At 74.4% G+C, this 11,300-nt stretch carries 10 protein-coding genes; 7 read left to right on the top strand and 3 right to left on the bottom strand.

Annotated features, from left to right (window positions below; translation table 11 throughout):
- The first annotated feature begins 147 nt into the window (after positions 1-147).
- Positions 148-942 carry an RNA polymerase sigma factor SigF gene (locus tag ACZ4SW_RS24085; protein WP_468249051.1) on the top strand — a complete coding sequence of 265 codons (795 nt, stop codon included), beginning with the start codon at positions 148-150 and terminating at the stop codon, positions 940-942.
- Here the strand turns inward: ACZ4SW_RS24085 and ACZ4SW_RS24080 are convergent.
- Positions 939-2,051, bottom strand: a complete 1,113-nt coding sequence (locus ACZ4SW_RS24080) for a GAF domain-containing protein (protein WP_468249046.1) — start codon at positions 2,049-2,051, stop codon at positions 939-941. The two genes, ACZ4SW_RS24085 and ACZ4SW_RS24080, sit on opposite strands and share 4 nt — an antisense overlap.
- A gap of 120 nt (positions 2,052-2,171) precedes the next feature.
- Between ACZ4SW_RS24080 and ACZ4SW_RS24075 the strand changes: the two genes are divergently transcribed.
- The 4 genes from ACZ4SW_RS24075 (at position 2,172) to ACZ4SW_RS24060 (ending at position 7,095) form a co-directional block, all read left to right on the top strand.
- Positions 2,172-2,918: an ANTAR domain-containing response regulator gene (locus ACZ4SW_RS24075; RefSeq protein WP_468249041.1), complete on the top strand. Its 747-nt coding sequence runs from the start codon at positions 2,172-2,174 to the stop codon at positions 2,916-2,918.
- Positions 2,919-3,072: 154 nt separating this feature from the next.
- Positions 3,073-4,551 carry a hypothetical protein gene (locus ACZ4SW_RS24070; protein WP_468249035.1) on the top strand — a complete coding sequence of 493 codons (1,479 nt, stop codon included), beginning with the start codon at positions 3,073-3,075 and terminating at the stop codon, positions 4,549-4,551.
- Positions 4,552-4,771: 220 nt separating this feature from the next.
- Complete coding sequence (locus ACZ4SW_RS24065) at positions 4,772-6,016, top strand: aminotransferase class I/II-fold pyridoxal phosphate-dependent enzyme (protein ID WP_468249032.1); 1,245 nt, start codon at positions 4,772-4,774, stop codon at positions 6,014-6,016.
- Positions 6,013-7,095: an MBL fold metallo-hydrolase gene (locus tag ACZ4SW_RS24060; protein ID WP_468249027.1), complete on the top strand. Its 1,083-nt coding sequence runs from the start codon at positions 6,013-6,015 to the stop codon at positions 7,093-7,095. Before ACZ4SW_RS24065 ends, ACZ4SW_RS24060 begins: the two co-directional genes overlap by 4 nt.
- A 17-nt stretch (positions 7,096-7,112) precedes the next feature.
- Here ACZ4SW_RS24060 and ACZ4SW_RS24055 read toward each other — a convergent pair whose 3' ends face one another.
- Together ACZ4SW_RS24055 and ACZ4SW_RS24050 are read right to left on the bottom strand one after the other, a co-directional pair.
- Positions 7,113-7,736, bottom strand: a complete 624-nt coding sequence (locus ACZ4SW_RS24055; RefSeq protein ID WP_468249023.1) for a DedA family protein — start codon at positions 7,734-7,736, stop codon at positions 7,113-7,115.
- Positions 7,736-8,509: an MBL fold metallo-hydrolase gene (locus tag ACZ4SW_RS24050; protein WP_468249015.1), complete on the bottom strand. Its 774-nt coding sequence runs from the start codon at positions 8,507-8,509 to the stop codon at positions 7,736-7,738. The genes ACZ4SW_RS24055 and ACZ4SW_RS24050 overlap by 1 nt, the downstream gene beginning before the upstream one ends.
- 84 nt (positions 8,510-8,593) lie before the next feature.
- On the opposite strand from ACZ4SW_RS24050, the gene ACZ4SW_RS24045 reads away from it, so the two are divergent.
- Together ACZ4SW_RS24045 and ACZ4SW_RS24040 are read left to right on the top strand one after the other, a co-directional pair.
- Positions 8,594-9,046, top strand: coding sequence for a hypothetical protein (locus ACZ4SW_RS24045; protein ID WP_468249008.1), 453 nt, complete (start codon positions 8,594-8,596; stop codon positions 9,044-9,046).
- Positions 9,047-9,136: 90 nt separating this feature from the next.
- Entirely contained in the window at positions 9,137-11,224 is a 2,088-nt protein-coding gene (locus ACZ4SW_RS24040) for an alkaline phosphatase family protein (RefSeq protein ID WP_468249003.1), read from the top strand.
- Positions 11,225-11,300 lie beyond the last annotated feature (76 nt).

The raw sequence follows: 11,300 nt of genomic DNA, 5'->3' as shown, positions 1-11,300 counted from the left end.
CGCGACTCAGTGCTTCGGACAGGAGGCACGTCCGTGGGAGCGGTGAATCACGCCCCGGGTGTGTCCTGTCGCACCCGCTTCCCCCTCCCACGGTGACCGTCCACCCAGGCACCCAGCAAGGCACCAGCAAGGGAGTTGCGACGCACCATGCAGAACCGAGCTAGCGTGAAGCACCACCCCCACGACGACGCCCCCGACACCACGGAGGCCTTCCGCAGGCTCGCCTCGCTCCCCCCGGGCCCTGAGCGTGACGCGCTTCGCGACGAGATCGTCGAGGCCTGGCTGCCCATGGCCGAACGGCTGGCAGGCCGGTTCCGCAGCCGCGGCGAGAGCTTCGAGGACCTGCGCCAGGTCGCGTTCCTCGGCCTGGTCAAGGCCGTGGACCGCTACGACCCCGAGCGCGGGCACGCCTTCGAGAGCTATGCCGTCCCCACCGTCACCGGGGAGATCAAGCGGCACTTCCGCGACCACATGTGGACCCTGCACGTACCGCGCCGCGTCCAGGACCTGCGCAACCGCGTCCGCTTCGCCGTCCAGGACCTCTCCCAGACGATCTCCGGGCGCAGGCCCACCGTCGCCGAGATCGCCGAGCACGCCAGGATGAGCGAGGAGGACGTGCTGGTCGGCCTCGAGGCCCTGGAGAGCTTCACGGCGCTCTCCCTGGACGCCGAACTGCCCGGCAGCGAGGACGGGTACTCGCTCGGCGACTCGCTGGGCTCCCTCGACCCCGCGCTCGACACGGTCGTCGACCGCGAGGCCGTCAAGCCCCGCATCCAGGCCCTCCCGGAACGCGAACGCGCCATCCTGTACATGCGGTTCTTCGACGACATGACCCAGAGCAGCATCGCCGAGCGCCTCGGCATCTCCCAGATGCACGTCTCCCGCCTGATCAGCCGCTGCTGCTCCCGGCTGCGCGAGCAGGTGATGCGGGACGCCGTCTAACCGACGCCCCGCACCGCCAGCGCGATATGACGGGACATCATGTCCATGGCCTGCGCCTCCGCCATCGAGAACGCCGGCCGGGCCCCGCTGCGGAACAGCGTGAGCACTCCGCGCACGGTGACCCCGTCGGTGAGCGGCACGCACAGCAGGGACGTCACGTCCGCGCGGACCAGGACCGGGGCACCGGTGGCGTCACGGCCGAAGGCATCCGGGTCGTCCGGCCGCACCCGCAGGACCGCGGACCCGCCGCGCGCCGCCTCGACGACCAGGGGGCACTCGGCGGGGTCCTGCGCGACCAGCGCGTCCACGTCCTCGCCGAGCGGTCCCAGGACCGTCGTACGGGTCAGGTGTCCGTCTCCCGCGTCCGCCACCACCCAGTCCGCGAACCGGCCGTGCAGCACCCGGGCCGCCCGCTCCAGGGCGGCCCCGGCCGGCGCGGTCAGCAGGGCCGTGGTCATGGCGTCCAGCAGGTCCATCAGCGCCGCGTGCCGGGTGGTCTCGGTCAGGTTCGGGATGCCCCGGGCCGGTGTCTGCTCGTCGGCCGGCACCCGGGTGTCCGCGGGCTGCAGCGCCACCATGACCGCCGTGCGCGGCTCCCCACTCGGCCGCACCGCGACCAGCGTCGCCCGTACCGGCGCCGTCGCGTGCTGCGGCAGACGTACCGTCATGCTGCGGTCGCCCTCGCCGCGTGCCACCGCCGCCGTCTGCGAACGGAACGCGGCCCGGTCGGCGTGCGCCAGCAGCCCGGTCAGCGGGCGGCCCGTCGCATAGCCCGCGCGGACCCCGGTGAAGGAAAGGGCCGCGAAGTTCAGCCGCCGCACCACCGTCTCGCGGTCCACCAGCGCGACCGGCACCGGGAGCCGCTGGAAGAGGGTCTTGAGCAGTTGCTGCTCCTGTCGCTCCGCGGAGCCGGCGGGGGCGGCCCCGGCGCCCGTGGACAGCCGCTGGAACCACGGCCACAACTGCCCGGCGACATGGTCCAGTTCGAAGATCGCCGCGTCGAGCACCGAGGACAGATCGCCCGCGGGTATGGAACGGGCGGCCTTGAGCTCCGCCACCCGGCGGACGAAATCCGCCAGCTCTTCACCGAATTCCTCCGTCTGCGCCATGCGATGAACCTAACCCGGACGCAGTACCTCCCGGGGTCTCGCACACAGAACCGGCCACGTCGTCGCCGACGCCGTTTTCCGCCCTGGTGAGCGGGCAGCCGCCCGAAGAGGAGGTGAAGGATGCCCGAGACCGGACAATTCGGTTACCACCGGGAGCGTCACCACCTGGCGGCCGGGTCACCCGAGGCCGCCCTCCCGGCCCGTCGGCTGTCGGAACTCGTCGAACAGGTCGCCCGGTGCACCCCCGACTGCTGCGGCGTCAGCACCTCGGTCGTCGAAGGCGGACTCGAGAGCGGTGCTGACCGGCCCGCCGCCGTCACCCACCCCGATCTCGCCCCGCTCGTCACGGTCCAGCTCCGCGGCGGCGACGGGCCGATCCCCGCCGCTCTGGAGTCGGGGCAGCCCGTCGGCGCCGCCGACCTGCTGCACGACGAGCGCTGGCCGGAGTACCGCGCCCTCGCCCTGGACGCCGGCGTACGGTCCAGCGTCACGATCCCCTTCCGGCAGTCCGGGCTGGCCGTGACGCTCAGCCTCTACAGCTTCCGGCCCGGAACCCTGAAGGGCGCCCCGCACGGCCCCGCCAGGGTGCTCGGCGACCTCGCCGTGGGCTGTCTGGTGCGCGACCGCTCCTACCGTGCCGCCCTCACGGAACTCGACCAGCTCGGCAACGCCCTGCGCTCCCGGCCCGTCGTCGACCAGGCGTGCGGGATCGTGATGCACGTCCTCGGCTGCGACGCCGAGACGGCCTTCCACGTCCTGCGCCGCATCTCCCAGGGCGCCAACCGCAAACTCGCCGACGTCGCCGCCGGCGTCGTGGACAGGCGGGGCCGCGGCCTGGAACGCGAACTGGTCTCGCTGGCCGGCTGATCTCCGCGGCACGGCCCGCCCGTCACCCGCACGGCGGTGCGGGTCGCGCGAATGGGGCACGGCCGCGCGCGCGTCACGGCCGGGCGGGCTGTCATGGGGGTGCGGGGGCACGGCTCCCGTGCCCCGGAGGAACCCGGCCGAAGGAGCCCGCCTCATGCGCTGCAGTGCCCGAGTCCTGTCCGCCGCCGCTGTGGCCGGCGCCGCCCTGGGTGCCGTTGCCCCGTCCGCGTCCGCCGATTCGTCCGCCGACGTCACCCCACGTTCCGTCCCGCCCGGCGGCACGGTCACCGTCTCGGTGTCCTGCGACGCGTCGGCCGGCGCCCGCCTGCCCGACGCCATCGAGGGCGCCTCCCAGGCCTTCGAGGGGGGCAGGGTCCGGCTGCACCGGGTCCACCGCGACGACGACGATGACGACCGGATGGAACACCGGGACCGCGTCCACTACAGCGGCACGGCCCGCATTCCGGTCGGCGGGAGCGTGGACGTCATCGCCGACATGGCCGGCCGCGACGCGGAGTGGGGCGTCGACGGACGGTGCCCGGGGGGCCGGGGCGGCCGTGAGAGGGCGTGGACCGTCTCGTTCACCGTGTGCAGAGGAGGCCACGGCCACCACGACGACGACGGCGATGACGACGACGGCGACGCCACGCAGGGCGGAAGGCGGCAGGAGGACGGCGACTCCCAGCAGTCGGGGAGGAAGCAGCAGGGAGACGGTCAGGGCAGGCAGCAGGGGGACGGTCAGTCGAAGCAGCAGGGTGACGGTCAGGGCAGACAGCAGGGGGACGGTCAGTCGAAGCAGCAGGCCGAAGGCCAGGGGAGGCAGCAGGGCGACGGGTCGTCCCAGGTGTCCGGAAAGCAGCAGGGCGACACTCAGGGCAGGCAGCAGAGTGACGGTCAGTCCCAGCAGTCGAGCAGGCAACAGGACGACGGCGACTCCCAGCCGTCGGGGAAGAAGCAGCAGGGAGACGGTCAGGGCAGGCAGCAGGGGGACGGTCAGTCGAAGCAGCAGGGTGACGGTCAGTCTCAGGCGTTCGGGAAGCAGCAGGGGGAGGGTCAGGCCAGGCAGCAGGGTGATGGCCAGTCCAAGCAGCAGGGGGACGGTCAGTCCCAGGTGTCCGGGAAGCAGCAGGGAGACGGTCAGTCCCAGGCATCCGGGAAGCAGCAGAGCGACGGCCAGGGTAGGCAGCAGAGCGATGGCCAGGGCAGGCAGCAGGGCGACGGCCAGTCCAAGCAGCAGGGCGACGGTCAGTCCCAGGTGTCCGGGAAGCAGCAGGGTGATGGCCAGGGCAGGCAGCAGGGCGACGGCCAGGGCAGGCAGCAGGGTGATGGCCAGTCGAAGCAGCAGGGCGACGGGCAGTCCCAGGTGTCCGGGAAGCAGCAGGGTGACGGCCAGGGCAGGCAGCAAGGTGACGGCCAGTCCAAGCAGGCCGGCGGCGGCAAGCAGCAGGACGGCCAGGAGAAGCAGAACGAGGTACGGCCTCCCGTCGGCGCCCAGCACGGCGTGCACGCAGGAGCAGGCGGCGCCTTCAACGACTCCGTGCCCACCCTCGTGGCCGGCGGCCTCCTGATCGCGGGCGCGCTCGGTGCCGCCGTCCACCGGGTCTGGCGGCGCGGACGGTCCGGCCACGCCTGAACCCGCCCCGCGCGATCCGAACACCTGACCTTGTGATCCGGGCAACCGGGCGGGCCGCCCATGACCGGCCCGGACCCGGGGTACTCAGAGCCCGAGGGCGTCTTCGACACCGTAGAGGAACGGGAGTACGAGAGCGGCGGCGGCAACGGGTCGAGGGCGTGGAGCGAGCCGGGGCACCGGGGGACCGGCGACGGCACCAGGGACTGCGCGGAGGCGACGCATGCGGCGGACGGATCCGGAGGGGCACGGCCCCGTCCGTTACGGACCGCCCCTTCCCCAGCAGGGGCTGCCCCTCCTGCCGGGCCTCTCGGCGGCGCTCGCCGAGGCCGCCGACCACGACGGCTCCGGCCCCTCCCGGTTGCCCGCCCTCTTCGACGCCGCCTGCGGCTACTTCGCCCGGCGCGGACTGCCCGCCGAGCCCGACGACATCGCCGCCGCCCCGGGCGCCCCCGCGCTCTTCGTCGCCGTCACGGCCGCGCTCGGCGGCGACGTACTCGTCCCACGGCCCTGCCCCGCCTGGTGGGTGCCCCAGGTCCGGGCGCTGGGACGGTCCGTCTTCCATGTGCCGACACCCATGGAGTGCGGCGGCGTCCCCGACCCGTACGCCCTCCTGGAGACCGTCCGCCGGATCCGCGCCGAGGGCGGCGACCCACGCCTCCTCGTGCTCGCCGTCGCCGACGACCCGACCGCCACCGTCGCCCCGCCCGAACTCGTGCACGAGACCGTCGAGGCCGCCGCCGGCGAGGGGCTGCACCTGGTCAGCGACGAGACCTGGCGCGACACCCTGCACCGGCCGCACGACACCGTGCTGCTCAGCCCCGCCGAGATGCTGCCGGACCGGGTCACCGTCGTCACCGACCTCGCCGGGCCCTTCCTGCCGCCGGGCTGGCCCGCGGCGATCGCCCGCTTCCCGGCCACCGCCGACGGCGCCGGACTGCGGGCCCGCGCGCTGGACGTGCTCACCGCCCTCGGGGCCCGGATCGCCGACCCGGTCGCCGCCGCGGCCGCGTACGCCCTCGGCGAGCCCGCCGACGTCACCCAGCGCCTCACCGCCGGCACCGCGCTGCACGCGCGCGTGGCCGACGCCGCACGCCGGGCCGTCGTCGCGGCGGGCGCCCTCGCCCTTCCCCCGCAGGCCGGGCGCCACCTGTACGCCGACCTCGAGCCGCTGCGCTCCGCGCTCGACGCGCGCGGCGTCGGCGACGCGCAGGAACTCGAGGACCTCCTCACCGCCCGGCTCGGCATGCCCGCGCCCGGCGGCCACCGCTTCGGGGACGACCTCGCGGCGCTCCGCGTCCGTCTGTCCACCGGACCCCTCCTCGGCGCGACCGCCGCGGAACAGGCGCAGTGCCTCACCTCACCGGAGCCGTTGGAACTGCCACACCTGCAACGCGCGTTGGCCCATGTGGGATCGGTCTTCGACGATCTCCGCGACGACGCTCAGCGATGGGAGCCTCCTCGATGACGCAGCAGTCCGAGTCGACCACGAGCAGCGTTGCGGCACACCGGGACACCGGTGAGCCCGCGACCACGCCCACGCCCCTGCTGAGCCGGGACCCCGCACCGCTGGCGGCGCCGCCGCTCGCAGCGCCCCGCCCGCTCGGTGAGCGCCGTATCTGGCCGCGCTCCTTCGTGGACCGGCTGACCACGCCCCTGCCCGGCCTCAAGGCGCTCGCCCGCTTCGCCCGCGAGGGCGCCGTGCGGCCCGGTCCCGAGGGGCTGAAGGACATTCCCCTGCTGCCGTACGAGCCGGGCCCGCTGCCCCGGGTGGACGCGCGCACGGTCGCCGTCTCCTGGGCCGGGCACGCCAGTTGGGTGGTGCGCATCGGCGGGCTGACCGTTCTCACCGACCCCGTCTGGTCGCGACGGATCCTCGGCACACCCACCAGGATCACGCCCGTCGGCATCGACTGGGACGCGCTGCGCCGCGTCGACGCCGTCGTCATCAGCCACAACCACTACGACCACCTCGACGCCCCGACGCTGCGCCGCCTCCCGCGCGACACCCCGATGCTCGTACCGGCCGGGCTCGCCGCGTGGTTCCGCCGCCGGCGGTTCACGTGCGTGACCGAGCTGGACTGGTGGGAGGCGGCCGAGGTCGAGGGCGTCCGGTTCGACTTCGTGCCCGCCCACCACTGGTCCAAGCGCACCCTGACCGACACCTGCCGTTCGCTGTGGGGCGGCTGGGTGCTGACGGCGCCCGACGGACAGCGGGTGTACTTCGCGGGCGACACCGGGTACGGGCACTGGTTCGAGCGGATCGGGCAGCGCTACCCGGGGATCGACCTCGCCCTGATGCCGATCGGCGCGTACGACCCGCGGTGGTGGCTCAGCGACGTCCACTGCGACCCGGAGGAGGCGGTCCGGGCGACGCTCGACCTGGGCGCACGGAGAATGGCACCCATGCACTGGGCCACGTTCGTGCTGTCGGCGGAGCCGGTCCTGGAACCGCTGACCCGGGTACGGGCGGCCTGGGAGAAGGCCGGACTGGCCCGCGAGGACCTGTGGGACCTGCCGGTGGGGGCGTCACGGGTACTGGAGTGAGCCGAGCCGGCCCCGGCTCACGAGGTGGCGGCCCTGCGCATCCGGCGCCACAGGCCGGGAGCCACGCTGATCACGACCGTCAGCACGATCGCCGCCACCACACCCTCCCACGGCTGGGGGAACAGCGAGCCGCCGAGGATGCCGACGAGCTGGTACGTCCCGGTCCAGGCGAGGCACGCCGGGGCGTCGCCGCGGGCGAAGTCCCGCAGCGGCATACGGGCCAGCAGGCAGGCCAGCATCACCGGGACACGGCCCGCGGGGACCAGCCGGGAGAGGGTGAGCACCGCGATGCCGTGCTCGTTCAGCTTCTCCTGGGCCTGGGCGAGCCGGTCCTCGGGGGCGCGGTCGCGGAGGTTCTCCAGCCAGCGGGAACCGTTCTTCGACCGCATGCCGCGCTGCCCGAGCCAGTACAGCGCGATGTCCCCGAGGAAGGCCGCGAGCGCCGCGACGACGAAGACCAGCGCGAGCGAGAAGGGCGCGGTCCGGTGGAAGGCCACGACCGCCGCGGAACTGACCAGCGCCCCTGTCGGCACCACCGGCACCAGCGCCCCGATCAGCACCAGCAGGAACAGGGACGGGTAACCGACGGCCTGCTGGGTGGACTCCGTGGGCACCAGGGTGGTCGTGGCGGCGAGGTGCATCACCGGGCGACCTCCGGACGGGCACTCTCACCGTGGGACAGCAGGTGCACCCGGACGTCCGGGGCGTACCGCGCGGCGAGCCGGGCGAACTCCGCGCCCGGCGCGTGGAACTCGTGAGGGCGCACGGCGTCCATCCCGATCGGCCAGTACGTGCCGTAGTGCACCGGCACCGCGCTGCGCGGCGCCAGCCGGGCCAGTGCCTGCGCCGCGCGCCCCGCGTCCAGGTGCCCCTCCCCGAGGTACGGCCCCCAGCCGCCGACCGGCAGCAGCGCCACGTCGACCGGCCCGACCTCCTCGGCCATCGACGGGAACAGACCGGTGTCACCGGCGAAGTACGTCCGTGCCCGTCCCTCGACGACGAAGCCGAGCGCGGGGGAGCGGTGCGGTCCCACCGGCAGCCGGCGCCCGTCGTGCCGCGCGCGCACCACCCGTACGACCAGGTCACCGACCCGTACCCGGTCCCCGGGCGCCACCTCCGTGAGCCGCAGACGGCCCAGCCGGCGCAGTCCCGGCACCTGGTCCGCCGCCCCGCGCGGCACCAGCACCCGGGTGCCCGGAGCCAGCCGGGCCAGCGACGGCACGTGCAGGTGGTCGGCGTGCAGATGTGACACGAGCGTCACGTCCGCGACCGCCGCCTCGGGCGGCGGCGGGGCACCGCGGCGCCGCCGCAGATGTGCGAGACGGCGCGCGAACAGCGGATCGGTGAGCACCCGTACACCGGAGTCCTCGACCGTGCAGGTGGCGTGACCCCACCACGTGACCTCCACCGGCACCCCATTGCCTCCTTCGCGCGACTCCCCCCGAGCCTACGGGCAGGAGTAGGGTCTGCGGCGAAACCCTGAGGTGAGGGGGGACCCATGGGAGAAGCGCACGGCACCTCCGGCGCGCGCGACGCCCGCGGCCGGCCGGGCACGGTCCGGGTCGCGGCGATCGCCAGCCTGACGCCGCTCGAGGAGCTGGACGCGGACCCCTTCCTCGTCGACTCCCGGAGCCAGCACGCGATGTGCGCACGCTGGGCGGCGGAGCGCGGATACGTGGTGACGCGGGAGCTCCTCGTCCGTGGCCTGCGCCCCGACCACTGCGCGCTGTGGACGGATGTGGACGCGGGCCTGGTCGACCTGTTCGTCGCCCCCAGCCGCCGCGTCCTGGAGCGGGCCCTGACCTCGGTGGACGAGTTCGCCGCGGAGTGCGCCCGGCGAGGCGTCCGCGTCGAGACGGTCGGCCGGGCGGAGCCCTCGTACGACGCCGGGATGAAGGCCCGGATCCACCGGCGCCTCTCCCTGCCGACGGCGGGTTACGACGGCCGCTGACCGGGGGCTCCCGGCGGCGTGACAAGGCGTTGTGACAAGGTGGGGGCGCATCCGAGAGGGCGGCAGAGCCATGACATGAGGTGAGCTGGCGTGGGGCACGGGCGTTGGCGGAAGCTGCTCAGCGGCGTGGGACGCAGTATCACCGTGTGGGCCGCCTCCACCGCCACCATGCTCGTCCTCGCCGCCGTCCTGCCCGACTTCCGGCTGGAGTCCCCCGGCGGCGACAGCGCGACCCGCATAGCCGTCACGGCGGCCGCCGGTGCCGGTGCCTTCGGTCTGCTGTCGTCCCTCGTGTGGCCCGTACTGGTGCGGCTCCTGCTGCTCGTCCCCGCACTCGTCCTCGGCCTGCTCGTCTTCTTCCTCAACGGCTCCCTCCTGCTGGTCGCCCTCCGCATCACCCCTTCCGGTGACGCCGAGGCGGCCCCCGAGACCGCCGTCCTCGTCGCCGCCGCGATGTCGGCCGTCGCCTCGGCCACCGGCGCCGCCCTCGCCGTCCGGGACGACGACGCGTACCGCAGAAGGCTCCACCGGCTCGCCGCCCGCCGCCGCAGACGCGACGAGGACGACTTGGGCCGCGTCACCCCCGGCGCCGTCTTCGTGCAGCTCGACGGCGTCGGACACGATGTGCTGCGGGCGGCCGTCGACCGGGGCCTGATGCCGACCGTCGCGTCCTGGCTGGGCCCGCGCGAGGGGCGCGGCCCCAGCCACCGGCTCACCGCCTGGCGCACCGACTGGTCCAGCCAGACCGGCGCCAGCCAGCTCGGCATCCTGCACGGCTCCAACCACGACGTCCCCGCCTTCCGCTGGTACGAGAAGGAGACCCGCGAGGTCGTCGTGTGCAACCGCCCGACGAGCGCCGCCGAGCTCCAGCGCCGCGCCATCGAGCGGACCGGCGACGACGGCCTGCTCGCCGTCGACGGCGCGAGCCGCGGCAACCTGTTCAGCGGCGGCGCCGACCAGCTCGCCCTGGTGCTGTCCGTGTCCGCCCGGCGAGGCAGGGAGAACCGCTCCCGTGCCGGCTACTTCGCGTACTTCAGCGATCCCGCGAACGCCGTCCGCACCGCCATGTCGTTCGCGGCCGAGGTGGCCCGCGAGATCGGCCAGTCCACCCGGGCCCGCGTCCGCAGGCAGCGGCCCCGGGTCGGCCGCGGCGGTCTCTACCCCTTCGTGCGCGCCTTCGCCACCGTCGTCGAACGGGACGTGGTCGTCGCCGCGGTGATCGGCGACATGCTCGCCGGACGCAGCGCCGTCTACGCGGACCTGGTGGCCTACGACGAAGTGGCCCACCACTCGGGGCCGCACAGCCGCGACGCCGAGAAGGTCCTGCGCCGCCTCGACCGCTCCCTCGCACTGATCGCGCAGGTCGCCGAGCACGCCCCGCGCCCGTACCGGATCGTCGTCCTGTCCGACCACGGGCAGAGCCCCGGCGAGACCTTCCGCACGCGGTACGGGCTCAGCCTCGCCGACCTGGTGCGGGCCGGGTGCGGGCTGCCCGTGCCACGGAAGGTGGTGGGGACCCACAGCGGGGCCGAGGCGCGTGCCGCCGTACGGGCCGCGCTGCGCCGGCCCGTCGAGGAGAAGGCCGAGCACCACAGGGCCGCCCGCCGCCACTCGGAGCCCGTCGTGCTCGCCTCCGGGAACCTCGGGCTCGTCTCCTTCCCCGACGTGCCGCACCGGATGAGCAAGGAGGAGATCGACCGCCGCCACCCGGCGCTGCTGTCGACGCTCGCCAACCATCCCGGCGTCGGTTTCGTCCTGGTCCGCAGCGAGGAGCACGGCGGGGTGGTGCTCGGCGCGTTCGGCGCCGAGATCCCGGTGGACCGGCTCGCCGACGAGACCGGCCCGCTCGCCGGCTTCGGGCCGGGTGCCGCCGACGCCGTGCGCCGCACGCACTCCTTCCCGCACGCCGCCGACATCATGGTCAACTCCTGGTACGACCCGGCCGAGGGGGAGGTCCTGGCGTTCGAGGAGCAGATCGGCTCGCACGGCGGGCTCGGCGGCGCCCAGGGTCGGCCCTTCCTGCTGTGGCCGGTGGAGCTGTCCGACCCGGTCGGGGAGGGCACCGAACTCGTCGGCGCGGAGCAGGTCCACCGGGTCTTCCGCCGTTGGCTCGGCGAGTGCGACGGCCCCCAAGTGCCGCTGCCCGCCGCCGAGGAGGCGGACGAACGCGCCGCCTGACGACAGGACGGTGCCGACGCGGCGGGGAACTGGGTCCGTACGGCTCAGGTGTGATCGGATGGGAGCGACGGAACCC

This window comes from Streptomyces sp. NPDC028331 (genome assembly GCF_055565775.1).
Note: the sequence above shows the minus strand (reverse complement) of the source record. Positions and strands in the feature narration are given on the sequence as shown.

Excerpts from the sequence above, each read along its gene's own strand:
- ACZ4SW_RS24075 (WP_468249041.1), top strand. The coding sequence starts at position 2,172 with ATGCCCGAGACCGGACAATTCGGTTACCACCGGGAGCGTCACCACCTG.
- ACZ4SW_RS24085 (WP_468249051.1), top strand. The coding sequence starts at position 148 with ATGCAGAACCGAGCTAGCGTGAAGCACCACCCCCACGACGACGCCCCC.
- ACZ4SW_RS24055 (WP_468249023.1), bottom strand. The coding sequence starts at position 7,736 with ATGCACCTCGCCGCCACGACCACCCTGGTGCCCACGGAGTCCACCCAG.
- ACZ4SW_RS24060 (WP_468249027.1), top strand. The coding sequence starts at position 6,013 with ATGACGCAGCAGTCCGAGTCGACCACGAGCAGCGTTGCGGCACACCGG.
- ACZ4SW_RS24045 (WP_468249008.1), top strand. The coding sequence starts at position 8,594 with ATGGGAGAAGCGCACGGCACCTCCGGCGCGCGCGACGCCCGCGGCCGG.
- ACZ4SW_RS24070 (WP_468249035.1), top strand. The coding sequence starts at position 3,073 with ATGCGCTGCAGTGCCCGAGTCCTGTCCGCCGCCGCTGTGGCCGGCGCC.
- ACZ4SW_RS24065 (WP_468249032.1), top strand. The coding sequence starts at position 4,772 with ATGCGGCGGACGGATCCGGAGGGGCACGGCCCCGTCCGTTACGGACCG.
- ACZ4SW_RS24080 (WP_468249046.1), bottom strand. The coding sequence starts at position 2,051 with ATGGCGCAGACGGAGGAATTCGGTGAAGAGCTGGCGGATTTCGTCCGC.